Genomic DNA, 23,995 nt, shown 5'->3' with positions numbered 1-23,995 from the left:
AAAACGTTGCAAAAGTACAAGTTTTGACAGGGATACGGATGATGTTTTCGCTCTTTTTTGCCTTCTCCGGTGAGGTATTCCTATATATTCATTAAATCATTTAAAGATTCGCTCATACTGGGATGTGTGAAGATAAAATCCCGTAAGAACGTATATTCTTGTCCGGTTTTCATAGCGAAAGTTACCAGATTGATTATTTCGCTCGATTCGGGGCCGAACAAGGTACATCCTAAAATCCGGTTGGTATCCGTATCTATGATTACTTTGAACAGGCCATCGGTCTCTCCCAATGTTTTTGCACGGGGGATGGCCGTTACGGGCAGTTTGTTTACTTTAAAATTCCGGCCGGTTTTCCGGGCTTCTTCTTCACTCATGCCGATGCGTGATAGCGGCGGGTCGATAAATACGGAATAGCTCACCGGATCACGATCATTCAGGGTGCGCTGCTGCTTTCCGAACAAATCTTCGCGAATGATACGGTAGTCGTCCAAAGAGATATAGGTGAATTGTAAACCGCCTTTCACGTCACCGATGGCACGGATTTGAGGGTTCGTTGTTTTCAGGAACTCGTCTACTATAATTGCTCCGCGTTCGTTGACCTCTACGCCAGCCGCTTCCAGACGAAGCTCCCGGGTGTTGGGGCGACGTCCGGTTGCCAATAAAATGGCATCTGCGTCCAGTACGTGAGTTTCTCCGTTTTCCGCATTCCGGTAAACGACCGTATTACCTTTTATCTCCTGTACTTTTGCATTCAGGATGAATGATATGCCTTTCTTTTCCAAGGTCTCTTTTACGCTGTCGGCTATATCCCTGTCCTCTCGTGAGATGAACTGCGGATAGCTTTCCAGTACGGTTACTTTGGCGCCGAACGAAGCATACATCGATGCAAATTCCAGGCCGATATAACCGCCGCCCACAATTACCAGTCTTTCGGGAAGCTCTTTCATTTCCATAATAGAAGTACTGGTGTATACCGAGGGATTGTCTTTGATCCCTTCGATTGGCGGAATCACTGTCTCCGATCCGGTGTTGATAAAAATTTGCGGAGCTTTGATCCGGAGAACCTCACTGCCGGTTGTTATTTTTACCACCTCTTTGTCTTCAAAGGAACCGGTTCCCGTATATACCGTGATATAAGGGTTATCAGCCAGATTATGATAGTTTTTCTTCCGTAACATCGAAGTAACTTCCTCCTTCCGGGCAATTGCCTGCCGGTAATATTCTCTTTTTTCTTTGAAAGAACTACCGGCAGGAGTCAGTTTGGACAGATGAACCAGTGTCTTGGTCGGAATGCAGCCGATGTTGATACACGTACCTCCGTACATCTTGTCCGAACGTTCGATTACTGCGACTTTCTGTTCGCGTTTTGCCAACTCTGCTGCTAAGGTTTTCCCCCCTTTGCCAAAACCTATGATAATTGCATCAAACTGTTTCATGACTTTGTTTTTTTTAATTATGCTGAAAAGCTATTTTTTTAATTGTGCCAAGACCTTTTTTGCCGAATCGGACAGTACTACGATGGCTCCTGCCAGTATGGCCGTGTCTTTGATAACCAGTCTTCCCGCTCCGGTCAACAGGGGAAAACCATGTTCTCCGCTACCCAAGTCCGGTACCCAGACTTCCGGTGTGGTGACCAGAAACGAAAGTGTCCCTAATGTCATGATGATAGCCAATCCTGCACCTGCCAGTCCTATTTTGGAAGAGAATATCCCTAAAAATGTCAGTATGCCGATACCCATAATTAAGATTCCCAACCCGCGTGAAAAGCCATACGTGTTGTTTTCCTCGTGCCATTTGTGTTTCGCTTCATTGAATTCCCCCTCTTTCAGTTTGTACTCTTTGTACTCGGGAGCACTCTTTGTATAGAAGAAACTCATGAAAGGGCTGTTCGCAACAAACGGAACAATGCCTTCGGCTTCATAGTTCCAGAATTTCAGACCACCGATCCAAACGAATATCACTAATATAGCTACACGGATCAGGTTGATACCTAATTTTTGTGTAGATGCCGCTACATTCAGAAATGCAATAAACAACGAATTCAATCTTGTCCTCATCTTAATCTTTTTTATGGGTTAAATTTTATGTTGCAAAGATCGGCTGTTTTTCCGTAGCCGGAAATGGCAATTTTGCAGAATAAATTGGCAATTATTCCTTTTCCTGTTTTTTTATCACAAAGACCGGGAACAGTACGGGTGGGCGACAAGGTGAAAAGGCAGAAATAATACCTAAAAATGGGGATGGATAAAACGGATTTTTTATCTGAACTTTGCGGCCTTAAATAAAATAAGGTGAAATGAAGCGATTATTTCTATTGTGTGTCGTTGCGATGTGTGTGGTATTTTCTTTTCGGGCACAAGGGCAGGAGACGATTTCCATAGGAGAACGTCATACTCTGTTTTCCCGGCTATTGAACGAGGAGAGAGCCTACTGGGTTTATCAACCTGAGAAGCGCCCCGGAGAGACGGAACGGAATTACCCGGTTCTTTATCTGTTGGATGGCGATTCTTTCTTTCATACGGTGGTAGGGTTCACCCGTTTCTTTTCTTCTTCCAGAGTCTCTTCGCTGCCTCCTTGCGTCGTAGTGGCTGTTTTGAATACAGACCGTACGAGAGATTTGACACCGACCCCTTCGGCTGCCCGTCGCGACGGAACTGTCCGTTCCGGTGATGAACCGAAAGGAGGGGGTGCAGAACAATTCTATCGTTTTCTGGTAGAAGAGTTACGTCCGGCTATCGAAAAAGAATTTCCGGTCGGTGGGCAGAATATGTTGGTAGGCCACTCGTTTGCAGGATTATTTGCTTTGCATGTTTTGTGGAATCATCCGGAATCGTTCGATACTTATATGGCACTCGATCCCAGCTTGTGGTGGGATCAGGGAGCTTTTCTGAAACAGGCCGGTACACGCGGGGATAAAACGGTTTTTGATGGAAAACAGTTGTATGTTGCTTTTGCCACCCGTCCTCGTACCGAGAGGAATCTGATACATTTTCCGTTGACTGATACCTTTCTGGATACGGTAATTCCGGAGATGGAACGTTGCAACTTGCGTGTTGTTTCAAAGAAATTTCCGGAAGAGACACACGGTACGATTGCTCTTCCGGCAATTTACGACGGTTTGAAATGCTTGTTTGCCCGATGATATTTTTTCTTTTCAATGTGGCAAAATGACAAAGTGATATTCTTGTATCCTCAGAATCCCTTCATTAGGGAGAAGGTTGGGGTAACTGTATAAAATCCCCTTTATTTCCGGTTAGGCTTATTCGGATTGTATTATTTATTGCTGATTGTGTGACAAATGTCTCTTTATTTGAATGTTTAGTGCGTAAATAGTTTCTGAAGAATGTGTTTAGTACGCTTTGGGATATTTGAAGTCAGTGTATCTCTGGTTATCAGTTAGCGCTCTAAAATGTGTTTTAAGGCGGAATTGATTTTTCTCGTAGAGTCTTTCAGTGTTTCCCGTAGAGTTTTACTCCGTTCCTCGTAGAGGAACGGAGTCTATCATGCCGGGATAATGAGCCTGGCATGCCGAGATAAATCACATATTTATCCATATATGACAGAAATATACAGAAAATATCTCATGTAAATTACTTTATTATGCAACCTGTTCTCTATTTTTAATTGTTTTCAGGACTGATGTGTTAGCGAAAGTGATGATATTGTAGCAAATGGATGCAATAAACGGCATTTGGCTAACTTGCTATTTGCTGTTCGCATACTCGTCCCAAGTTCTGTGTGCAATGGCACCACCGTCACCTTCACGTACGGGCTGTCCCTGTGCGTTATATCCAAGAACCGGTTTGCTTGATTTACCGCTGCTGTTGTCCATCGCCTTTACGAAACTGCTGTCTTTGACAAGTGCCATGATAGCAAATGCGACCACTGTCGGCAGTATGAAATAAATCAACCAGCTTGTTGCAAAAATAAGTGCAATGATCAGGAATCCGATCGACCATATCCCGGGAAAATAGATGATGAGCCACCATGTTTTGAATTTCTTTATCATTTCCCACAGCATTCCTATTGTAGAGGCGATCCAGAGGAGTATCATTAATGGCAGAAGTTTTAGCATGAACGGATATTCCGAGAAATGGGCGAAAAAGTCCGGATTGAATTTCAATGAGCTGACAAGATCCTCGTTGTAGTCTACGTAAAAGATGAATAGTCCTACAAGGGCCGAAACAATCAGATAAATAGCCTTGAAGTAGATTTTATCTCTTTGATAGAAACAGACGTTCTTGCGGATTTTGCTTACAACAAGCCAGTATATGAGTTTCCACAACAGAAAAACAAGAAAGAATGCGCCACCGAAAATAAAAAGTAATGCTAAAACATCTTGCGGTTGATAAAAAACGATGGCCCAGTTATGCTGTAAAGGATTAAACATACCGGCATCGCACCAGCCTTCTCCCACCGTTTTACCGTTTTTTATGGCCTTCACTATTACAGCATGCGAATAATCCGTCTTTTGCATAAATTTTTCACGCGAGAGACTTTTGTCATATCCGCCGACAATCTGTAAGGTGTCTCCCCTGAATATCTGGCAAACCTTGTTCGTGACGTTAAGATCCTGGTCTCTTTTCACTTCGGCTGACGTAGTCAGATAAATGGGAATAGCCGAATCATTGATTTCATTAAGTTCGTCCTTTGTAGATTTCTTCACGATAACAAAGTCACCGGGCCTGACTCCTTGATAATAGTACAACATGGCCGAATCTTTGGCAGCCCCCTCGGGCATCGCTTCGATCTTTGTAATGTCAATTCCCCTTTGGCAGGAGCATAAAACAGAAATTCCGAGAAAGAATAGAATGACGGCTTTTGCGGTTTGTTTCCGTCGAGTGCTGGATGGTTGTTTCATGGGCGATTAAGATTAATTTGTTGAACAGATGAATATTATTGTGTATATGTAACATAATCACAGAAAGCATCTTCTGATACTTTCATCTTTGGTTAACTCAAAAGGTTTAATTTAAGTCTCCGGCACAACTATACGTGCATAAAAAGGATCGCATGCCTGTCCTTCATTCAACAAATATATGATTTTTTTAGTAAACCGCCTCAATAACCGTTTAAAAACTTCATTTCCATCCATTCCCGGCTCTCTTTATACCACTTGCAGGCGATACTCATTCGGAGTAATTCCGATAACTTTCTTGAATATCCTGCTCAAATGGTGTGGATATTTAAAGCCTAACTCATAAGCTATTTCGCTGATTGTCTTATTGCTTTCGGCCAACAATTCTTTTACTCTTTCCATGATGGCCAACTGAATATATTCTTGTGCCGATTTTCCGGTTTCCCTTTTCACCAGATCTCCGAAATAGTTCGGAGAAAGATGCATCTGTTCGGCACAATACTGTACGGATGGCAATCCTATGGTAGACGTCTTTTCCGAATCGAAATACTGTTGAAGTATTCGTTCGAAATTGGTAAGCAAGTCGCGATTGACCACTTCGCGGGTCACGAACTGGCGTTCGTAAAAGCGCACGCAATGATTGAGCAAAGTTTCTATGTTGGAAGTGATAATCTGCTTGGTATGCTTGTCGATGGTGTGCTCCAATTCTTCGCGTATCTCGTGAAAACAATTCAGGATGATCCGGCGTTCGCGGTCCGACATGTGGAGGGCTTCGTTAGATTCATAAGAGAAAAAAGTATAGTCTTTCATCCTGCGGGCGAGGGGAGTTCCGTATAGCAAGTCCGCGTGGAACATCAGCACGATGCCTTTGGGATTCACGGTTTCGCCGTCATCATTGATGCCGGCTATTTGCCCCGGAGAGATAAAAACCAGTGTACCGTCTTCATAATCGTATTTATTACGGCCATACTGAAGTGTTCCGCAAGCAAGTTCTTTGTAGAACACACAATAAAAACCGAAGTTCTTCCGGCAATGTCTGATCGATTTTAGGGTAGAAAGATCCGTTACACTGACTAAAGGATGCAGGGTTTTTGTTCCCAATAAATTGTTATAGTCTTGAATGGTTTCCAGTTTTATTATATTCTCCATATCGGTATCTGTTTATTTCATCATTCGGCATCTGTTTACTCCACTGGCATCTGTTTACTCCACTACAAAAATAAGTGTTTTATTTCGGATATTCATATTATGAGCATCATAATCCGTAATTCGTGTTAGCTATTCTGTAATCCATGTTAGGATGTTGATTAGCAGTGATTAATTCGAATGACATATTGTTTTTTGCAGAATCTGTAGTTCGGGTATGAATACCGGGGATTTGTCTACAAAGCATGTGGCAGATACCATCTATATTTGCATCAAAATAAGAAATGAAATGAAAAAGTTATTATTGATTCCCATGATGCTGCTGACCGTCTTGTCGATGGCAGCATGCGAGGGCTCCGATGATGAGCCGTTTACACCCGGACAATCCGAAACTCCCGGTCAATCCGAAACTCCCGATGTATCTTCATTGGCTGTAAACATAACGGTCGGTGACCGCACGGTCACCGCAACGATGGAAGATAATGCTGCTGCACGGGATTTCCTCTCGCGTCTGCCGCTTGAAGTGACATTGAACGATTACAACAATGTAACGGAGAAAATTTTCTATCCCTCTCCGGCTCTGACGACCGGGGGCGTTACACGCGGTTGTACTCCTGTGCCCGGCGATATTACCATCTATGTGCCGTGGGGTAATGTCGCTATTTTTTGCAAAAGCTGGTCGCACAGCAACGATTTGATTAAAATAGGTCGTATCGACGGTAACGGTATCGGGGTTTTGGGTGTGGCCGGAGATATATCCGTAAAATTTGAAAGGAGATAAGAGATGACTACGAACGAATTCAAGGAATATGTAAAGACCCGCAAGGCACTCGATACGGAGGAGATACACCGCTTTATGGACGATATGAGTAACGAATCGAGACGTATCACTTTCCGGCTGAATACGGCCTACCATACACCGGATGAAGTACGCGGATTGCTCTCCGAGTTATTCGGTTATCGAGTGCCGTCATCGCTGCGGGTATTTCCACCGTTCTATGCCGATTTCGGTAAGAATATCACTGTCGGTGAAGGTGTATTCATTAATGCCTGCTGTCATTTTCAAGATCATGGCGGTGTGACGATCGGTGACGGATGCCAGATCGGGCATAATGTAGTATTTGCCACGTTAAATCATGGTTTGGCTCCGGAAGAGCGTCAAACGACCTATCCTGCACCTATCATCCTCGGCAGAAATGTATGGGTAGGCTCTAACGCCACGATTCTTCAGGGGGTAACCATTGGAGATAATGCCGTCATCGGTGCCGGGGCAGTCGTGACAAAAGATGTGGAGGCAAATACGATAGTAGGCGGTGTTCCTGCAAGATTTATCAAGTCTATAATTGTAAAATGAGCATGAGAGTACTATCACATATGGCATTCGGAAGCCTGTCCGGCCGATGCTGATAACATGGCTTGTTTCTGTACGGAGAAACGATTCGCAAAGGCAGGGAGGTTGCTGAAAAACTTAAGGGGGGCAATGATGTCAAGGGAGACTGTTTGTGGTTGGCATGGATGAACGGTGTTCAGAGTATCCCGTTCGATGTTCCATTGGGATAAGACATAAAAAGCAGGTTAATTTGATAGGCCTGATAAGGAAAGTGAAAATAAAAGTTTGAATGGTTTTTACTCTTAAAAATACTTTCTATCTTTGCGGCCGCTATGGTGAAGTATATCTTCTATATGTTGTTGGGGTTATTCCTTATATCAAAAGTGGTATCTGTTTCCGGTGATATAGAGGAATGCGAGACACTGCATGCCATAGTAGACACACAGCATCATCCTGAAAAATGGCATACCTTGTCGGAAAAGTTTCTCAATCACTATGAAGCCGGGATACAATGTGAGTCTTACGATAACCAGACGGATGATGTCAGTATAGGAAATAACTTTTCATTCCGTTGTAATTCTCCCTCCAAGATTTTAAGAAATAATACGGCCTCTATCATTGCCAGAATTGTGAAGTCTCTGAAGATTTTGCTTCCCGAAGAAAAAACAACCTCCTTTTCATTCAGTATCAATCCATTCAATTTCTCTTATAGATATTATATCTATACGCTGAGACGTATTCTTATTTAGTGCTTTCTTATTTAATGCTTTCTTTTTTTTGAAAGTTTCTTCTCTCTTTGTACTTGTTTTTTTATTTAAGTACTGATTAATCATACAAAATGGATTTTTTATTGGATTTTATTCTTCATATCGATCAATATATGATTGATATCGTACAGGAATATCATACCTGGACGTATGTCATTTTATTCCTGATTATTTTTTGTGAAACCGGTCTGGTGGTAATACCTTTTCTGCCGGGTGACTCTCTGCTCTTTGTGGCAGGTGCTATTGCGGCATTGCCCGATACACCCCTTGATGTGAATATGCTGTTCTTGATTTTGTTTGTTGCCGCAGTTCTGGGTGATTCCTGTAATTATATGATAGGACGCTTCTTTGGACGGACACTGTTCAATAATCCCAATTCCAGGATATTCAGGCGAAGCCATCTTGAGAAAACCCATGAGTTTTATAAAAAATATGGCGGAAAGACTATTATTTTTGCACGTTTTGTGCCCATAGTCCGTACGTTTGCTCCGTTTGTGGCAGGAATGGGGAGTATGCATTATTACTATTTCATGCTGTACAATCTGATAGGCGGAGCACTGTGGATTGCCATATTCTGTTACGCAGGATATTTCTTCGGAGATCTTCCTTTCGTACAGGAGAATCTGAAACTGCTGATTGTCGCCATCATAGCGGTATCAGTATTGCCTGCTGCGGTCGAGGTGGTGCGCGCCCGGCTGAAATCCCGTAAACAAACGAAATAATTTAAAATATATACATTTATGAAAAATTCTTTTTTTAGTAGGTTTACACCCAAAGAACCCAAATTTTTTCCTTTGTTGAAACAATTGTCTGAAATCCTGGTCGCTTCATCGGAGCTTTTAGTGGAGAGCCTGAAGCATGATTCGCCTGAAGAAAGAGCCGGTTATTATAAACAGATCAAGGATATGGAACGTGAAGGAGATAAGCTTACCCATCTGATTTTGGATGAACTGGGTACCACTTTTATTACACCGTTTGACCGTGAGGACATTCATGATCTGGCTTCGAGCATTGACGATGTGATTGACGGAATAAATAGTTGTGCAAAACGTATTACCATCTATAATCCTCGCCTCATCTCTGAGAGTGGAAAGGAACTGAGCCGTATGATCCGGCAGGAGGCGGACTATATTGTCAAAGCGATGGATGAGCTTGAGACTTTTCGTAAGAATCCGAATACCTTGCGTGGGTATTGCTCAAAGATGCACGATATCGAGAATCAAGCAGATGATATTTATGAACTCTTTATTACCAAACTTTTTGAGGAAGAGAAAGACTGTATTGAACTCATCAAGGTTAAAGAAATTGTACACGAACTGGAAAAGACCACTGATGCGGCAGAGCATGTGGGCAAGATATTGAGAAGTTTGATTGTGAAATACGCATAAATACAGGTACGGCACATGGAATTATTAGTGATTATCATTGTATTGGCTCTGATATTCGATTACATCAACGGTTTTCACGATGCGGCAAATTCAATTGCCACTATTGTATCTACCAAAGTACTGACCCCTTTCCAGGCAGTGATATGGGCTGCATTCTTTAATTTTGTAGCTTTCTTTATTGCCAAATGTATCATCGGGGGCTTTGGCATAGCCAATACTGTATCGAAAACGGTAGTAGAGTCGTATATTACATTACCCATCATCTTGGCGGGAGTGATAGCTGCCATTGTTTGGAATCTGTTTACTTGGTGGAAGGGCATTCCTTCGTCATCATCGCATACGTTAATCGGCGGTTTTGCGGGAGCGGCCATCATGGCTCACGGCTTTGAGGCCATTCAGATGAATATCATATTGAAAATTGCGGCTTTCATCTTCCTGGCCCCCTTGATAGGCATGGTTATTGCATTCGGATTTACTTTGTTGGTGCTTTATATCTGTAAACGGGCACATCCCCATACTGCTGAAGTCTGGTTTAAGAAGTTGCAGCTTGTCTCTTCGGCTTTGTTCAGTATCGGGCACGGCTTGAACGATTCTCAGAAAGTGATGGGGATTATTGCTGCTGCCATGATAGCAGGACATTCTGAAGGTTTGGGGATGGGGATAAACAGCATTAATGATTTGCCGGATTGGGTAGCATTTTCCTGTTTTACGGCTATTTCATTGGGTACGATGTCCGGTGGATGGAAAATTGTAAAGACTATGGGAACCAAAATAACCAAGGTGACCCCTTTAGAGGGAGTTATCGCGGAGACTGCCGGTGCTTTCACGTTGTATCTGACGGAGTATTTGAAGATTCCGGTTAGTACGACACATACCATTACGGGAGCTATTATCGGAGTGGGGGCTACTAAAAGACTTTCAGCAGTCCGGTGGGGAGTTACTAAAAATCTGATGACTGCTTGGGTGCTGACTATTCCGGTAAGTGGATTGTTGGCGGCGGTATTTTATCTCATTATGTCTTTTTTTCTGGGATGAATGTATTAGCAGGGTTGTTGCCGGACATTTTAGTTTGAAGTATGGTTGCTGATTTTGCAATCAATCAGTCTTATTGGGAGATGAAGCTATGTTGAAACTGGAAATGGATGGACATATGAGGCTACTTGTGTAGAAAGTTACACGGTGTGTCGTCTCGATTGGATTTTTAGTCATTATAGATCGTTTTATCTCGTCTGTATAGGACAAAACTGCTTGGTGTTGCGGTGGTTGGTTGGGCTGATGTTAAAGATGATACTTTTATGATAATAAATGAAATCATAAAAGGTTATTATTCTTTCAATAGTTATATTTTTGTTCTGGAACAGAATATTTCAGCATGGATGAGTTTTTGATATGGATAAGTTTAATGTAGAGAAAGAAATTTTAGACACCTCTGAATTAGAAAGGCTTTTTCTACAAGAGGGTATATTGGCAACAATCAAAAGAAATGGATAGTTGATTCGTCAGAATGAAATGACAAATCAATAGGGTTCGTTGTATCTGGTATTTTCCGTTTATCAAGAATAGACGTTAATGGCAATGAGTGGATAATTGGGTATAGTTTTTTTAATGATTCTGTTTGTGACTACCCCTCTTTTATAAACAGAATGGGAACTACCGTGAATATACAAGCATCAGCCGATTGTGAGGTGTATCTTCTTTCTTTGAACCGGTTAAGTCGATTACAAATGACTGTACTTACCGGTCGTCGGCGTACCGGCAAGACCAGAGTGATCATGCGGTAAGGAAAACCAAAAAGAATGCTGATATGTAGCCTAAATCAGCAGCAGGGAAGAATGAAAAACTAAAAACATCCAGTTTTACATTAGTGGGTGTAAAACTGGATGTCTTCTTTGTAAACGATTGATTTTCAATGTTTATCGCGGTGCGTACGGGACTCGAACCCGTGACCCCATGCGTGACAGGCATGTATTCTAACCAACTGAACTAACGCACCTTATTTAATTTTGATTAATCTGATTTTACTTTTTCTCGCCTCATTTTTAATGAAGCGGTGCGTACGGGACTCGAACCCGTGACCCCATGCGTGACAGGCATGTATTCTAACCAACTGAACTAACGCACCAATATTTCATTTTAATCAGCTATCTCTCTCGATTGCGGGTGCAAAGGTAGCTGTTTTTACGTAATGTGCAATAGTTTTAAAAAGTTTTTTTGTGAATAAATTAGCAGTTTTTTTCTTAGTGCTTCATTATGAGATGTTTCTATATAGGATAAAAAAAGAATTTTTGATCTGTTCCTTTGCCGATTTCTGTCGGATGGTCTTCTTTTTTGTCGTTTTTTTATGTTTGAACAGAAAAGTCTTATTTTGACTGTGCTGGTATTGTTTTTTGTTTATTACATCCGGATTTAAGGCTCTGTTCTTTCTATCTGTTATATTTCTTGCTTTTAAAGTAAACTTTTTGCTCAAATTATTCGGTGTTTTGCAATAATTAGTTATTTTTGCAAGCTAAAATCGTAGACGGTGAAATGATACCGTATGAATGTAGTTAAATAGTAAATACAATGATGACAACTGCGAAACTGTTATTGCACTGTCCTGACAAACCGGGAATCCTGGCGGAAGTGACAGACTTTATCACGGTAAACAAAGGGAATATTATCTATCTGGATCAGTACGTAGACCATGTGGAGAACATCTTTTTTATGCGTATAGAATGGGAATTGAAAGACTTTTTAGTTCCGAAGGAGAAAATAGAAGATTATTTTGAAACGCTTTATGGGCAGAAGTACGATATGATCTTCCGTCTCTATTTTTCAGATGTAAAACCGCGCATGGCCATTTTTGTATCCAAGATGTCACACTGCCTTTTTGATATGCTGGCACGGTATACGGCGGGCGAGTGGAATGTGGAGATTCCTTTGATCATCAGCAATCATCCCGATTTGCAACACGTAGCCGAGCGTTTTGGCATTCCGTTTCACCTCTTTCCCATTACCAAAGAAACAAAGGAAGAACAGGAACGCAAGGAAATGGAGTTGCTGGCGCAGAATAATATCACCTTTATCGTGCTGGCCCGTTATATGCAGGTGATTTCCGAACAGATGATCAGTGCGTACCCTAATAAGATTATTAATATTCATCACTCGTTCCTACCGGCTTTTGTGGGTGCCCGGCCTTATCATGCCGCTTTTGAAAGAGGGGTGAAAATTATCGGCGCTACCAGCCATTATGTGACAACCGAACTGGATGCCGGACCTATTATCGAACAAGATGTGGTTCGCATTACGCATAAAGATTCCATTGAAGACCTTGTGAATAAAGGAAAAGATTTGGAGAAGATCGTCCTTTCGCGTGCCGTACAGAAACATATCGAGCGTAAGGTATTGGCTTATAAGAATAAAACCGTAATATTTAATTAGTTGGCAGTGAATGATTGTCAGTGCCGATTACCGGACCGTTGCCACGGCAAGGTAATTTTCACTTTCAACTTTCAACTTTCAACTTTCAACTAAAATAAGGATGAACGTTGCTGTAATAAAATACAATGCCGGAAATATCCGTTCAGTGGATTATGCCTTGAAACGCCTTGGGGTAGAAGCGGTGATTACTGCTGACAAGGAGGTGTTGCAGGCTGCCGATAAGGTGATTTTTCCCGGAGTGGGAGAAGCGGAGACGACGATGAAACATCTTCGGGCCAGCAGAATGGATGAACTGATAAAAAATCTGCGGCAGCCGGTATTGGGAATTTGTCTGGGGATGCAGTTGATGTGCAGTCGTTCCGAAGAGGGAGAGGTCGATTGTCTGGGCATTTTTGATGTTCCGGTGAAGCGTTTTGTTCCTCAGAAGCATGAAGATAAAGTGCCTCATATGGGATGGAACACGATCGGACATCTGAAAAGTGACTTGTTCGAGGGCTTTACGCAGGATGAGTTTGTGTATTTCGTGCATAGCTTTTATGTGCCCGTTTGCGAATTTACAGCAGCGGAAACGGACTATATACACCCTTTCAGTGCAGCGTTGCATAAAGATAATTATTATGCCACGCAGTTTCATCCTGAAAAGAGCGGTGCGGCAGGAGAGAGGATTTTAAGAAACTTTCTTGATAAGAAATAAATTATAGACAGATACAGATGATTGAAATTATTCCGGCTATTGACATTATCGACGGGAAATGCGTTCGCCTTTCCCAAGGAGATTATGACAGTAAGAAGGTGTACAACGAGAATCCGGTGGAAGTGGCCAAGGAATTCGAGGCTAACGGAATACGCCGCTTGCATGTAGTGGATCTTGACGGAGCGGCTTCCAACCACGTGGTGAACTATCGTACGCTGGAACAGATTGCTACCCGCACGTCGCTGGTTATAGACTTCGGTGGTGGAGTGAAGAGCGATGAGGATCTGATTATAGCTTTTGAGAGCGGTGCGCAGATGGTGACGGGGGGAAGTATTGCAGTGAAGAATCCGGAGTTGTTCAGCCATTGGCTCGACACGTACGGGTGTGAAAAGATTATTCTCGGAGCTGATGTGAAAGATCATAAGATAGCCGTCAACGGTTGGAAAGACGAAAGCGCCTGCGAACTTTTTCCTTTTTTGAAAGAGTATATCCATAAGGGGATAGAAAAGGTGATCTGTACGGATATCAGTTGTGACGGCATGCTTGCAGGGCCTTCCATCGAACTGTACAAGGAGATACTTGCTGAGTATCCTGCTCTTTATCTGATAGCGAGCGGTGGAGTAAGCAATATCGGTGACATAGAAGCGCTTCATGAAGCCGGAGTGCCTGCCGTTATTTTTGGCAAGGCGCTTTATGAGGGTCATATCACGCTGAAAGACCTTCGTCGTTTTATAGATTGATTTGAGTTGTGAAATAGTAATGGGTACCTATGTGTTGGCGATCGGAGGTATTGTGTGGATGCAGATAAATTGTTTGTATGGACGCAGGTAAATGATCATCATCTTAGGGAATAAATTGTAGATAATATTGTGTTAGCAAAAAGAATTATACCTTGTCTGGATATCAAAGACGGACAAACCGTAAAGGGAACTAACTTTGTCAATCTCCGCCAGGCCGGTGATCCGGTCGAGTTGGGGCGTGCTTATAGCGAGCAGGGAGCAGATGAACTGACTTTTCTTGATATTACAGCCAGTCACGAAGGGCGTAAGACTTTTGCTGAACTGGTAAAGCGGATTGCAGCCAATATCAATATTCCTTTTACGGTAGGTGGAGGAATCAACGAATTGGGGGATGTAGACCGTTTGTTGAACGCCGGAGCGGATAAGATATCCATTAATTCGTCTGCTATCCGTAATCCGCAGTTGATTGACGACATTGCGAAGCATTTCGGGTCACAGGTTTGTGTGCTTGCCGTAGATGCAAAGATGACGGAGAATGGCTGGAAATGTTATCTTAATGGCGGGCGTGTCGAAACGGACAGGGAACTGCTGACATGGACGAAGGAAGCTCAGGAACGCGGTGCCGGTGAAATTCTTTTTACCAGCATGAATCATGACGGTGTGAAAACCGGATATGCCAATGAAGCTCTTGCTGCGCTGGCTGATCAACTCTCCATTCCGGTCATCGCTTCGGGTGGAGCGGGAAATATGGAGCATTTTCGGGATGCTTTCACATTAGGGAAAGCAGATGCCGCACTGGCTGCCAGCGTTTTTCATTTCGGAGAAATAAAGATTCCCGATTTAAAATCGTATCTTTGCGGGCAAGGAATATGGGTGAGATGAAGGATTGATTAAAGGGAGAAGGGAGAATTGAGAGGGGAGAAGGAGGAGATTCCTGAAGCCGGGGCGTTGCTGATGATGAGGTGGCGCAGTTGAAATAGTTAATAGTAAAATCGTAAAATAGTAAATATCATTATGTTGGATTTTGATAAGATGAACGGGCTTATTCCCGCTATTATACAAGACAATGACACCCGTAAGGTGTTGATGCTCGGTTTCATGAATAAGGAAGCCTATGAGAAGACAGTGGAAACCGGAAAGGTGACTTTCTTCAGCCGTACTAAGAACCGCCTTTGGACAAAAGGGGAGGAGAGCGGTAACTTCTTGAACGTAGTTTCTATCAAGGCGGATTGTGATAATGATACGCTATTGATTCAGGTGAATCCTGTAGGGCCTGTTTGTCATACGGGTACGGATACTTGTTGGGGTGAAAAAAATGAAGAGCCGGTCATGTTCTTAAAACTGTTGCAGGATTTCATCGACAAGCGTCACGAAGAGATGCCGGAAAAATCATATACTACCAGTCTTTTCGAATCGGGCATCAATAAGATTGCCCAGAAAGTAGGCGAAGAAGCGGTAGAGACAGTGATCGAAGCTACGAATGGAACCAACGAACGGTTGATTTATGAAGGGTCTGATCTGATCTATCACCTCATTGTTCTGTTGACTTCCAAAGGTTATCGCATCGAGGACCTTGCACGCGAATTGCAGGTAAGACATAGCGGCTCATGGACGAAACATTAATTACATATAATAATGTAGAGATACACCAGCAGGAACTCTGTGTGTTGAGTGACGTCACGTTGCAGTTGCACAAAGGGGAGTTTGTCTATCTAGTGGGAAAGGTAGGTTCGGGTAAGACGAGCTTATTGAAAACATTTTATGGTGAACTCGATATTGCCGACGGTGAAGCGGAGGTTTTGGGATATAATATGCGGACTATCAAGCGTAAATATATTCCGCAGTTGAGGCGTAAGCTCGGCATCGTGTTTCAGGATTTCCAGTTGCTGACGGATCGTACCGTCTACAATAATCTTGAATTCGTGCTTAAAGCTACCGGCTGGAAGAACAAGATGGAGATAAAAGAACGCATCGAAGAGGTGTTGCAGCTGGTCGGCATGAGCAACAAAGGGTATAAGTTGCCTAATGAGCTCTCCGGTGGCGAACAGCAGCGTATCGTGATAGCGCGTGCCGTGCTCAACTCGCCGGCTATCATTCTGGCGGACGAGCCTACGGGAAATCTTGATGTGGAAACGGGAAAGGCTATCGTAGAGCTGTTGCATAGTATTTGTGAATCGGGCTCATCGGTGGTGATGACTACCCACAATCTGCAATTGCTGAAAGAATATCCCGGCCGCGTGTACCGGTGTGCGGAGCATTGCATTAAAGATGTGACCGGTGAATTTGCAGGAAATAATAATTAATTATACATACTAATTTTAATACAGTAACGAAAATGAAAGTTTTAAAGTTTGGAGGAACTTCCGTAGGTTCTGCACAGCGGATGAAGGAAGTAGCCAAATTGATTACCGATGGTGAAAAAAAGATTGTTGTTCTCTCGGCTATGTCGGGTACGACAAACACATTGGTGGAGATTTCCGACTATCTGTACAAGAAGAATCCGGAAGGTGCCAACGAGATTATCAATAAGCTGGAAACTAAATATAAACAGCATATTGACGAACTTTTTGCTACGCCGGAATATAAACAGAAAGGATTGGAAATTATCAAATCTCATTTCGACTACATCCGTTCGTATACGAAGGACCTATTCACTTTGTTCGAAGAGAAGGTAGTGCTGGCACAAGGCGAGCTGATTTCTACCGCCATGGTGAACTTCTATTTGCAGGAGTGTGGCGTGAAGTCCGTATTGCTTCCGGCTTTAGAATTCATGCGTACTGATAAAAACGCAGAACCCGACCCTATCTATATAAAAGAGAAATTGTTGGCGCAACTGGAACTTTATCCGGATGCGGATATCTACATTACGCAAGGTTTCATCTGCCGCAATGCTTACGGTGAGATCGACAATCTGCAGCGTGGTGGCAGTGATTACACCGCTTCACTGATCGGTGCCGCCATCAATGCTTCCGAAATTCAGATATGGACGGATATCGACGGTATGCATAACAATGATCCGCGCATCGTAGACAAGACGGCACCGGTGCGTCAGTTGCACTTCGAAGAAGCTGCCGAGTTGGCGTATTTTGGTGCAAAGATCCTTCATCCTACCTGTATTCAGCCTGCCAAGTATGCCAATATACCTGTTCGCCTGCTCAATACGATGGATCCTGAAGCACCGGGTACACTGATTTCCAATGATACGGAGAAAGGGAAGATCAAGGCGGTAGCTGCCAAAGACAATATCACCGCTATCAAGATAAAATCCAGCCGTATGTTGCTCGCTCACGGTTTCTTGCGCAAGGTGTTCGAGATTTTCGAGAGCTATCAGACTTCCATCGATATGATTTGCACATCGGAAGTGGGAGTGTCCGTGACGGTTGATAATACCAAGCATCTGAATGAAATTCTGGATGATTTGAAGAAATACGGTACGGTGACTGTCGATAAAGAAATGTGTATCATCTGTGTGGTAGGTGATCTTGAATGGGAGAATGTCGGTTTTGAAGCGAAAGCGCTCGATGCGATGCGAGACATTCCGGTGCGTATGATCTCGTTCGGTGGCAGCAACTACAACATCTCTTTCCTCATTCGTGAGTGCGATAAGAAGGTAGCGTTGCAGTCGCTGAGTGATATGCTGTTCAACGGAAAATAATATAATCACATTTCACTACGGAAAGTACACAGGGGACACGGAGTTTTAAATTGTTCGGTAATCAAAATAAAAACTCTGTGCCCTCTGTCTTTTCTGTGGACGAAGCTAAACAAAGAGTTTTTTTATGAAAGGAATATTCCCTATTGATAAGTTTCGTGAGTTGCGTACTCCTTTTTATTACTATGATACGAAAGTTTTGCGCGATACGCTGGATGCCGTCAATAAAGAAGTTGCCCGTTACGAACGTTTTGACGTGCATTATGCTGTAAAGGCGAATGCCAATTCGAAGGTACTTACCATAATCCGTGAGAGTGGCATGGGAGCCGATTGTGTGAGTGGCGGTGAAATTCGTGCGGCGGTGAAAGCCGGTTTCCCGGCACAGAAGATTGTTTTTGCCGGTGTAGGCAAAGCGGATTGGGAGATTGAACTCGGTCTGGATTACAACATTTTCTGTTTCAATGTAGAGTCTATCCCCGAACTGGAGGTCATCAACGAACTGGCTGCCGCGAAAGGCAAAGTGGCCAATGTCGCTTTCCGTATCAATCCGAATGTGGGGGCGCATACCCATGCGAATATTACTACCGGACTGGCAGAGAATAAGTTTGGCATCAGCATGGAAGATATGGATAAGGTGATCGACGTGGCGCAGGAGATGAAGAATGTCAATTTCATCGGCCTGCATTTCCATATCGGTTCGCAGATATTGGATATGGGAGACTTCATAGCCCTTTGCAATCGTGTGAACGAGTTGCAGGACAGGCTTGAGGCGCGTCAGATATTTGTGAAACATATCAATGTAGGTGGTGGACTGGGCATTGATTATGATCACCCCAACCGTCAGTCGATTCCGGATTTCAAGAGTTATTTCTCTACGTATGCCGGACAGTTGAAGTTGCGGCCTCACCAGACTTTGCACTTTGAATTGGGACGCGCTGTGGTGGGGCAGTGTGGCACGCTTATCTCTAAAGTGCTGTATGTGAAGCAAGGGGTAAACAAGAAATTTGCCATACTCGATGCCGGGATGACGGATTTGATCCGTCCGGCTCTTTATCAGGCACATCATAAGATGGAGAACCTCACTTCGGACGAGACGATGCAAACGTACGATGTGGTAGGCCCGATCTGTGAATCGTCCGATGTTTTCGGCAAGGCGATAGACTTGAACAAGGTGAAACGCGGGGATTTGATTGCCCTACGTTCCGCCGGTGCTTATGGCGAAATTATGGCGTCCGGTTATAATTGTCGTGAGTTGCCTAAAGGATATCTCTCGGACGAGTTTGTATAATAAATTAAAAAAAAGAGATTCGGTTGAACAAATTAAACAGTATTCTTGTTATTTTTGTAATCATTTCAATCAAATAAATACAAACGATTATGATTTCAGAAAAATTACAAAATGCAATTAATGAGCAGATAACTGCCGAGATGTGGTCTGCTAACCTGTACTTGTCTATGTCTTTCTACTTTGAAAAAGAAGGATTTAGCGGATTTGCCAATTGGATGAAAAAGCAATCTCAGGAAGAGTTGGAACATGCTTATGTCATGGCCGATTATATTATCAAGCGTGGCGGTGTAGCTAAAGTTGATAAAATAGACGTAGTTCCTTCAGGATGGGGTACTCCGTTGGAAGTGTTCGAGCACGTTTACAAGCACGAATGCCATGTTTCTAAAATGATTGACGAACTGGTATCTGTTGCTTCTGCCGAAAGAGACAATGCTACTCAGGATTTCCTTTGGGGATTTGTTCGCGAACAGGTGGAAGAAGAAGCAACTGCACAAGGTATTGTTGATAAGATCAAGAAAGCCGGTGATGCAGGAATCTTCTTTATCGATTCTCAGCTGGGACAGCGCAAATAAGTTTCTGTTGAAGATATACCGATAGATAATACGAAAGGGAGTGTTCACACACTCCCTTTTCTTATTTCTTTTTAGGCGTTCCCCGTTCCATCGTGCTCAGGTAGATTTCCAGTGAGCGGGTCGATATCTGTATCTCTCTTAATGATACTCCCAATGAAGCAATCAGCAGGAGCAATGCCAGTCCGAAGATGTATGCCGAAAGTAGTTGCAGCCCGATATAAATCAGGAACATACTGACTACACAGAAAAATAGGCTGGCAATGCCCAATCCTTGCATCGTACGGGTGAGGTTGAGCCGTTTACGCAGATTCTCTATTTGGGCTACGGTGATATCCGTCGGATTTTCCATATAGCGGTCGCGCAATTGGCGAACCAACTGGGCATACGATAAGAAACGATTCGTGTATGCCAGCAGAATCAGAGAAACTGCTGAAAACAAGAGGGCGGGGGTGGTGAGGGTAAGTTCTTCCATTATTTCAATATGCCAAGTTCTTTGCCCACCTTGATGAACGCATCGATACATTTATCCAAATGAACCTTGTCGTGTCCGGCAGAAATCTGGACGCGGATGCGTGCTTGTTCTTTCGGCACAACCGGATAATAGAATCCCGTTACATAGATACCTTCCTCGAGCATACGGGCTGCATAGTCTTGAGATAATTTGGCATCATACAGCATGACGGCGCAAATGGCACTTTGGGTCGGTTTGATGTCGAATCCGGCAGCCATCATCTTGTCGCGGAAATAGCTGACATTCTCTACTAACTTGTCATGGAGCGCGTTGCTCTCTTTCAACATCTTGAATACTTCGAGACTGGCACCGATAATGCCCGGAGCCAAGGAGTTTGAGAACAGGTAAGGACGGCTGCGCTGGCGCAACAGGTCGATAATCTCTTTACGTCCGGTGGTGAATCCTCCCAATGCACCGCCAAAAGCTTTACCCAATGTGCCGGTATAGATATCTACACGTCCGTAAGTATGATACAGCTCGCTTACGCCGTGTCCCGTAGCACCTACCACTCCGGCAGAGTGAGACTCGTCTACCATAACCAGGGCGTCGTATTTCTCGGCAAGGTCGCAAATTTTATCCATCGGAGCCACGTTGCCGTCCATCGAAAAGACACCGTCCGTAACGATGATACGGAAACGTTGTGCCTGAGCTTCTTGCAGGCATTTTTCCAATTCAGCCATATCGGCATTGGCGTAGCGGTAGCGTTTTGCTTTGCAAAGACGCACACCGTCGATGATGGAAGCATGGTTCAATGAATCGGAGATGATGGCATCTTCCTCGGTAAAGAGCGGTTCGAACACACCACCGTTGGCATCGAAACAGGCTGCATATAAAATGGTGTCTTCTGTCTGAAAATAATCGGAAATAGCTGCTTCCAGTTCTTTGTGGATATCTTGCGTTCCGCAGATGAACCGGACGGAAGACATGCCGTACCCGCGACGGTCCATCATCTTCTTTGCCCCTTCTATCAGGCGGGGGTGATTCGAGAGTCCCAAATAGTTGTTGGCACAGAAGTTCAACACTTCTTTTCCTTTTACAGTGATGGCTGCTTGTTGTGCACTTTCAATCAGTCGTTCTTCTTTATAGAGGCCGGCTTCTTTAATTTCAGCAAGCGTATTGCTGAGGTGTTCTTTCATTTTACCGTACATAGCGTTTGGAATTTTAGTTTCTATGCAAAGGACATTATTTTTCTTCAAATAACAATGACTATTTGCTATAAAAATGGAAAAAAAGTACTTACTTTGCGCACCATTTAGCTTAATATACTCTATAAGTTGGAAGAATGAAAAATATTTTGGTAATTGGAGCTACCGGACAGATCGGTTCGGAACTCACGATGGAATTGCGTAATCGCTATGGAAATGAGAATGTTGTAGCCGGATATATACCGGGCGCGGAGCCTAAAGGAGAATTAAAGGAATCGGGACCTTCGGCTGTGGTTGATGTAACCGATGCCGGGATGATCGAGTCTGTAGTGAAGGAATATAATATTGACACTATCTATAATTTGGCCGCCTTGCTGTCTGTGGTAGCCGAATCAAAACCTAAATTGGCTTGGAAGATCGGTATCGACGGTCTTTGGAATGTGCTCGAAACGGCACGCATCCACGGTTGCGCTGTTTTTACTCCGAGTTCCATCGGCTCGTTCGGGGCGGATACCCCTCATACGAAGACTCCGCAAGATACTATCCAGCGTCCGCGTACCATGTATGGCATTTCCAAAGTGACTACGGAGTTGCTGAGCGACTATTATCATAATAAATACGGTGTCGATACACGTGCCGTCCGTTTTCCCGGAATTATATCCAATGTGACCCCTCCGGGCGGTGGTACGACGGATTATGCTGTCGATATATACTATTCTGCCGTAAAAGGGGAAACTTTTGTATGCCCCATTGCCAAAGGCACGCTGATGGATATGATGTATATGCCGGATGCCTTGAATGCCGCCATTTCGCTGATGGAAGCCGATCCGGAAAAGCTGGTTCACCGGAATGCTTTCAATATCGCTTCCATGAGTTTCGATCCGGAGGCTATTTATGAAGCCATCCGTAAGCATGTGCCCGATTTTAAGATGATTTACCAGGTAGATCCTTTGAAACAGCGCATTGCCGACAGTTGGCCTGATAGCCTGGACGATACTTGCGCTCGTGAAGAGTGGGGCTGGAAGCCGGCTTATGATTTGGAAAGTATGACGGTAGATATGCTTGAGAAATTAAGAGCTAAACTGAAATAATGAAAAAACTTATTGCGGGAGTCATGGCTCTCGCTCTTCTTGCTTCCTGCGGGAATAAGAAGACGGGGATTGACCCTTTTGCATCCCTTACCAATGAGGTGGATTCGGCTCTTCATCGGGCTGATACGCTCCACCGTCCGAAGGCACCGGAAGAACCGAAACCGACAGAGGCGGACGAGTCGTTCGATGACTTCATTTATAACTTTGCTTCTGATGACGAGTTGCAACGGCAACGCGTTAAGTTTCCGTTGTCCTACTACAACGGTGACGAGCCTTCAAAAATAGATAAAAAGTATTGGAAGCACGATGACCTGTTTACGAAACAGAATTATTATACTCTTCTTTTCGATCGTGAGGAAGATATGGATTTAGTAGGAGACACCACGCTGACATCCGTGCAAGTGGAGTGGATTTTTATCCGGACTCATAAGATGAAGAAATATTACTTTGAACGGATAAAGGGAGCGTGGATACTGGAAGCGATCGATCTGCGCCCGCTTGAAAAAGGGGATAATGAAGATTTTGTAGAGTTTTTCGGGCGTTTTGCCACCGATAGCTTGTTTCAGAGCCGCCGTATCAAGCAGCCATTGGCTTTTGTCACGACCGATCCGGATGACGACTTTTCGGTACTGGAAACAACCCTCGACCTGAATCAATGGTTTGCCTTCAAACCGGAACTGCCCACCGACCGTTTGTCGAACATTAATTACGGACAAAAAAGCATTGATGATTCTAATGTCAAAATCGTTGCCTTGAAGGGAATAGGGAACGGGCTATCTAATATTCTCTATTTTAAGAGGAAAGAGAGGAGCGGGGATTGGGAGCTGTATAAGTTTGAGGATGTTAGCATCTGAGTGTACTTTTCTTTCGTCTTGATACGAAAGAAAAGATACCAAAAGAAAGGATCAAGGCTGTATTTTTTCTCCTACTCTCTTCCTTCGTTCCGCTAAAGGGGCTCGAACTCGCTTCGCTCAGACAATCGCCCCTTTTTGACGCTCCACTACGGGCGTTCGCTTGACGGAGAAAAAATAAGGCCGGACGGAAATCTCCCGACACTACGGTAGTGGAGGGAGTTTTTTATGATGGAAGGATTGCTTTCAGTGCTAAAGGGATTGCTTTCGGTGATGGAAAGATTATTTTCGGTACTGAAGAGATTGCTTTCACGCCGCAAGGTTTCCCGGCCTCATTTCCTTCGCGTCAAACGGAACGTAGGTAAAAAGCGTAAGAAGGGGCGATTGTCTGAGCGAAGCGAGTTCGAGCCCCTTTAGCTTTTTACCGTAGTGCAGTAGCGAAGGAAATGCAGCCTTGATTTTTTCTTTGATTCTTTCTTTTGTATCAAGACAAAAGAAAGAATAGAATAATTTCATTAATTTTGTGCGCCTGTCCTCAGAAC

General features: G+C 43.7%; 24 protein-coding genes and 2 tRNA genes. 18 read left to right on the top strand and 8 right to left on the bottom strand.

What is annotated here, in order from left to right:
- Nucleotides 1-80: 80 nt before the first annotated feature.
- Together RB604_RS17545 and RB604_RS17540 are read right to left on the bottom strand one after the other, a co-directional pair.
- Entirely contained in the window at nt 81-1,436 is a 1,356-nt protein-coding gene (locus tag RB604_RS17545; protein WP_055294055.1) for an FAD-dependent oxidoreductase, read from the bottom strand.
- 30 nt (nt 1,437-1,466) lie between these two features.
- Nucleotides 1,467-2,057: a DUF417 family protein gene (locus RB604_RS17540; protein ID WP_005930842.1), complete on the bottom strand. Its 591-nt coding sequence runs from the start codon at nt 2,055-2,057 to the stop codon at nt 1,467-1,469.
- Between the two features lie 239 nt (nt 2,058-2,296).
- Between RB604_RS17540 and RB604_RS17535 the strand changes: the two genes are divergently transcribed.
- Complete coding sequence (locus tag RB604_RS17535) at nt 2,297-3,142, top strand: alpha/beta hydrolase (RefSeq protein WP_055294053.1); 846 nt, start codon at nt 2,297-2,299, stop codon at nt 3,140-3,142.
- A 561-nt stretch (nt 3,143-3,703) separates the two neighbouring features.
- On the opposite strand, the gene RB604_RS17530 is transcribed toward RB604_RS17535, so the two are convergent.
- Both RB604_RS17530 and RB604_RS17525 read right to left on the bottom strand, forming a co-directional pair.
- The gene (locus RB604_RS17530) at nt 3,704-4,861 is read right to left on the bottom strand and encodes a hypothetical protein (protein WP_055294051.1); all 1,158 of its coding nucleotides are present in this window, start codon (nt 4,859-4,861) and stop codon (nt 3,704-3,706) included.
- A gap of 246 nt (nt 4,862-5,107) precedes the next feature.
- Nucleotides 5,108-6,007 (bottom strand): helix-turn-helix domain-containing protein, encoded by a 900-nt coding sequence (locus tag RB604_RS17525; RefSeq protein ID WP_005930851.1) that lies wholly within the window; start codon nt 6,005-6,007, stop codon nt 5,108-5,110.
- A gap of 286 nt (nt 6,008-6,293) precedes the next feature.
- Between RB604_RS17525 and RB604_RS17520 the strand changes: the two genes are divergently transcribed.
- The 6 genes from RB604_RS17520 to RB604_RS17495 all read left to right on the top strand — a co-directional run bounded on the left by RB604_RS17520 (nt 6,294) and on the right by RB604_RS17495 (nt 10,524).
- Complete coding sequence (locus RB604_RS17520; RefSeq protein ID WP_055294318.1) at nt 6,294-6,785, top strand: cyclophilin-like fold protein; 492 nt, start codon at nt 6,294-6,296, stop codon at nt 6,783-6,785.
- A gap of 3 nt (nt 6,786-6,788) precedes the next feature.
- Nucleotides 6,789-7,358 carry a sugar O-acetyltransferase gene (locus tag RB604_RS17515; protein WP_005930857.1) on the top strand — a complete coding sequence of 190 codons (570 nt, stop codon included), beginning with the start codon at nt 6,789-6,791 and terminating at the stop codon, nt 7,356-7,358.
- 308 nt (nt 7,359-7,666) lie between these two features.
- Nucleotides 7,667-8,083 carry a DUF8440 family protein gene (locus tag RB604_RS17510; protein WP_021935363.1) on the top strand — a complete coding sequence of 139 codons (417 nt, stop codon included), beginning with the start codon at nt 7,667-7,669 and terminating at the stop codon, nt 8,081-8,083.
- Between the two features lie 89 nt (nt 8,084-8,172).
- Complete coding sequence (locus tag RB604_RS17505; protein ID WP_055294049.1) at nt 8,173-8,823, top strand: DedA family protein; 651 nt, start codon at nt 8,173-8,175, stop codon at nt 8,821-8,823.
- An 18-nt stretch (nt 8,824-8,841) separates the two neighbouring features.
- A complete protein-coding gene (locus tag RB604_RS17500) occupies nt 8,842-9,489 on the top strand; it encodes a DUF47 domain-containing protein (protein ID WP_055294047.1) in 648 nt (215 codons plus the stop codon).
- 15 nt (nt 9,490-9,504) lie between these two features.
- Nucleotides 9,505-10,524 carry an inorganic phosphate transporter gene (locus RB604_RS17495; RefSeq protein ID WP_005930870.1) on the top strand — a complete coding sequence of 340 codons (1,020 nt, stop codon included), beginning with the start codon at nt 9,505-9,507 and terminating at the stop codon, nt 10,522-10,524.
- A gap of 884 nt (nt 10,525-11,408) precedes the next feature.
- Here the strand turns inward: RB604_RS17495 and RB604_RS17490 are convergent.
- Nucleotides 11,409-11,482: transfer RNA gene (locus RB604_RS17490), tRNA-Asp, on the bottom strand.
- Between the two features lie 55 nt (nt 11,483-11,537).
- Nucleotides 11,538-11,611 (bottom strand) — tRNA-Asp (locus tag RB604_RS17485).
- Nucleotides 11,612-12,051: 440 nt separating this feature from the next.
- Between RB604_RS17485 and purU the strand changes: the two genes are divergently transcribed.
- From purU to RB604_RS17440, 9 genes are all read left to right on the top strand, one after another.
- On the top strand, nt 12,052-12,909 hold the full coding sequence (gene purU, locus RB604_RS17480) for a formyltetrahydrofolate deformylase (RefSeq protein WP_005930898.1): 858 nt from the start codon (nt 12,052-12,054) through the stop codon (nt 12,907-12,909).
- 100 nt (nt 12,910-13,009) lie between these two features.
- Nucleotides 13,010-13,603 (top strand): imidazole glycerol phosphate synthase subunit HisH, encoded by a 594-nt coding sequence (gene hisH / locus RB604_RS17475; RefSeq protein WP_055294043.1) that lies wholly within the window; start codon nt 13,010-13,012, stop codon nt 13,601-13,603.
- Nucleotides 13,604-13,620: 17 nt separating this feature from the next.
- A complete protein-coding gene (gene hisA, locus RB604_RS17470) occupies nt 13,621-14,343 on the top strand; it encodes a 1-(5-phosphoribosyl)-5-[(5-phosphoribosylamino)methylideneamino]imidazole-4-carboxamide isomerase (RefSeq protein WP_005930901.1) in 723 nt (240 codons plus the stop codon).
- Between the two features lie 129 nt (nt 14,344-14,472).
- Nucleotides 14,473-15,225, top strand: coding sequence for an imidazole glycerol phosphate synthase subunit HisF (gene hisF / locus RB604_RS17465; RefSeq protein ID WP_005930903.1), 753 nt, complete (start codon nt 14,473-14,475; stop codon nt 15,223-15,225).
- A 129-nt stretch (nt 15,226-15,354) separates the two neighbouring features.
- Nucleotides 15,355-15,966, top strand: a complete 612-nt coding sequence (gene hisIE / locus RB604_RS17460; protein ID WP_025820103.1) for a bifunctional phosphoribosyl-AMP cyclohydrolase/phosphoribosyl-ATP diphosphatase HisIE — start codon at nt 15,355-15,357, stop codon at nt 15,964-15,966.
- The gene (locus RB604_RS17455) at nt 15,951-16,646 is read left to right on the top strand and encodes a cell division ATP-binding protein FtsE (protein ID WP_055294041.1); all 696 of its coding nucleotides are present in this window, start codon (nt 15,951-15,953) and stop codon (nt 16,644-16,646) included. The genes hisIE and RB604_RS17455 overlap by 16 nt, the downstream gene beginning before the upstream one ends.
- 32 nt (nt 16,647-16,678) lie before the next feature.
- Nucleotides 16,679-17,998, top strand: a complete 1,320-nt coding sequence (locus tag RB604_RS17450) for an aspartate kinase (protein ID WP_005930909.1) — start codon at nt 16,679-16,681, stop codon at nt 17,996-17,998.
- A gap of 124 nt (nt 17,999-18,122) precedes the next feature.
- Entirely contained in the window at nt 18,123-19,283 is a 1,161-nt protein-coding gene (gene lysA, locus RB604_RS17445) for a diaminopimelate decarboxylase (protein WP_005930911.1), read from the top strand.
- 89 nt (nt 19,284-19,372) lie between these two features.
- The gene (locus tag RB604_RS17440; RefSeq protein WP_005930912.1) at nt 19,373-19,855 is read left to right on the top strand and encodes a ferritin; all 483 of its coding nucleotides are present in this window, start codon (nt 19,373-19,375) and stop codon (nt 19,853-19,855) included.
- Nucleotides 19,856-19,916: 61 nt separating this feature from the next.
- Here the strand turns inward: RB604_RS17440 and RB604_RS17435 are convergent, their stop codons facing one another.
- Nucleotides 19,917-20,327: a DUF2721 domain-containing protein gene (locus RB604_RS17435; RefSeq protein WP_007481978.1), complete on the bottom strand. Its 411-nt coding sequence runs from the start codon at nt 20,325-20,327 to the stop codon at nt 19,917-19,919.
- Complete coding sequence (kbl, locus tag RB604_RS17430) at nt 20,327-21,514, bottom strand: glycine C-acetyltransferase (RefSeq protein ID WP_005930919.1); 1,188 nt, start codon at nt 21,512-21,514, stop codon at nt 20,327-20,329. Before kbl ends, RB604_RS17435 begins: the two co-directional genes overlap by 1 nt.
- 134 nt (nt 21,515-21,648) lie before the next feature.
- Here kbl and RB604_RS17425 point away from each other — a divergent pair, with 134 nt between their 5' ends.
- Both RB604_RS17425 and RB604_RS17420 read left to right on the top strand, forming a co-directional pair.
- Entirely contained in the window at nt 21,649-22,602 is a 954-nt protein-coding gene (locus RB604_RS17425; RefSeq protein WP_005930922.1) for an NAD-dependent epimerase/dehydratase family protein, read from the top strand.
- The gene (locus RB604_RS17420) at nt 22,602-23,456 is read left to right on the top strand and encodes a DUF4348 domain-containing protein (protein ID WP_005930925.1); all 855 of its coding nucleotides are present in this window, start codon (nt 22,602-22,604) and stop codon (nt 23,454-23,456) included. The genes RB604_RS17425 and RB604_RS17420 overlap by 1 nt, the downstream gene beginning before the upstream one ends.
- Nucleotides 23,457-23,995: the final 539 nt, after the last annotated feature.

The sequence above is a fragment of the Bacteroides salyersiae genome, from assembly GCF_031172035.1.
GTDB lineage: Bacteria > Bacteroidota > Bacteroidia > Bacteroidales > Bacteroidaceae > Bacteroides > Bacteroides salyersiae.
This window is presented reverse-complemented; position numbering and strand designations above follow the sequence as displayed.

Excerpts from the sequence above, each read along its gene's own strand:
- RB604_RS17520 (WP_055294318.1), top strand. The coding sequence starts at position 6,294 with ATGAAAAAGTTATTATTGATTCCCATGATGCTGCTGACCGTCTTGTCG.
- lysA (WP_005930911.1), top strand. The coding sequence starts at position 18,123 with ATGAAAGGAATATTCCCTATTGATAAGTTTCGTGAGTTGCGTACTCCT.
- RB604_RS17540 (WP_005930842.1), bottom strand. The coding sequence starts at position 2,057 with ATGAGGACAAGATTGAATTCGTTGTTTATTGCATTTCTGAATGTAGCG.
- RB604_RS17530 (WP_055294051.1), bottom strand. The coding sequence starts at position 4,861 with ATGAAACAACCATCCAGCACTCGACGGAAACAAACCGCAAAAGCCGTC.
- RB604_RS17500 (WP_055294047.1), top strand. The coding sequence starts at position 8,842 with ATGAAAAATTCTTTTTTTAGTAGGTTTACACCCAAAGAACCCAAATTT.
- kbl (WP_005930919.1), bottom strand. The coding sequence starts at position 21,514 with ATGTACGGTAAAATGAAAGAACACCTCAGCAATACGCTTGCTGAAATT.
- RB604_RS17425 (WP_005930922.1), top strand. The coding sequence starts at position 21,649 with ATGAAAAATATTTTGGTAATTGGAGCTACCGGACAGATCGGTTCGGAA.
- RB604_RS17515 (WP_005930857.1), top strand. The coding sequence starts at position 6,789 with ATGACTACGAACGAATTCAAGGAATATGTAAAGACCCGCAAGGCACTC.
- RB604_RS17440 (WP_005930912.1), top strand. The coding sequence starts at position 19,373 with ATGATTTCAGAAAAATTACAAAATGCAATTAATGAGCAGATAACTGCC.
- RB604_RS17450 (WP_005930909.1), top strand. The coding sequence starts at position 16,679 with ATGAAAGTTTTAAAGTTTGGAGGAACTTCCGTAGGTTCTGCACAGCGG.
- hisH (WP_055294043.1), top strand. The coding sequence starts at position 13,010 with ATGAACGTTGCTGTAATAAAATACAATGCCGGAAATATCCGTTCAGTG.
- RB604_RS17510 (WP_021935363.1), top strand. The coding sequence starts at position 7,667 with ATGGTGAAGTATATCTTCTATATGTTGTTGGGGTTATTCCTTATATCA.
- purU (WP_005930898.1), top strand. The coding sequence starts at position 12,052 with ATGATGACAACTGCGAAACTGTTATTGCACTGTCCTGACAAACCGGGA.
- RB604_RS17535 (WP_055294053.1), top strand. The coding sequence starts at position 2,297 with ATGAAGCGATTATTTCTATTGTGTGTCGTTGCGATGTGTGTGGTATTT.
- RB604_RS17545 (WP_055294055.1), bottom strand. The coding sequence starts at position 1,436 with ATGAAACAGTTTGATGCAATTATCATAGGTTTTGGCAAAGGGGGGAAA.
- RB604_RS17495 (WP_005930870.1), top strand. The coding sequence starts at position 9,505 with ATGGAATTATTAGTGATTATCATTGTATTGGCTCTGATATTCGATTAC.
- RB604_RS17525 (WP_005930851.1), bottom strand. The coding sequence starts at position 6,007 with ATGGAGAATATAATAAAACTGGAAACCATTCAAGACTATAACAATTTA.
- RB604_RS17505 (WP_055294049.1), top strand. The coding sequence starts at position 8,173 with ATGGATTTTTTATTGGATTTTATTCTTCATATCGATCAATATATGATT.
- hisA (WP_005930901.1), top strand. The coding sequence starts at position 13,621 with ATGATTGAAATTATTCCGGCTATTGACATTATCGACGGGAAATGCGTT.
- RB604_RS17455 (WP_055294041.1), top strand. The coding sequence starts at position 15,951 with ATGGACGAAACATTAATTACATATAATAATGTAGAGATACACCAGCAG.
- RB604_RS17435 (WP_007481978.1), bottom strand. The coding sequence starts at position 20,327 with ATGGAAGAACTTACCCTCACCACCCCCGCCCTCTTGTTTTCAGCAGTT.
- RB604_RS17420 (WP_005930925.1), top strand. The coding sequence starts at position 22,602 with ATGAAAAAACTTATTGCGGGAGTCATGGCTCTCGCTCTTCTTGCTTCC.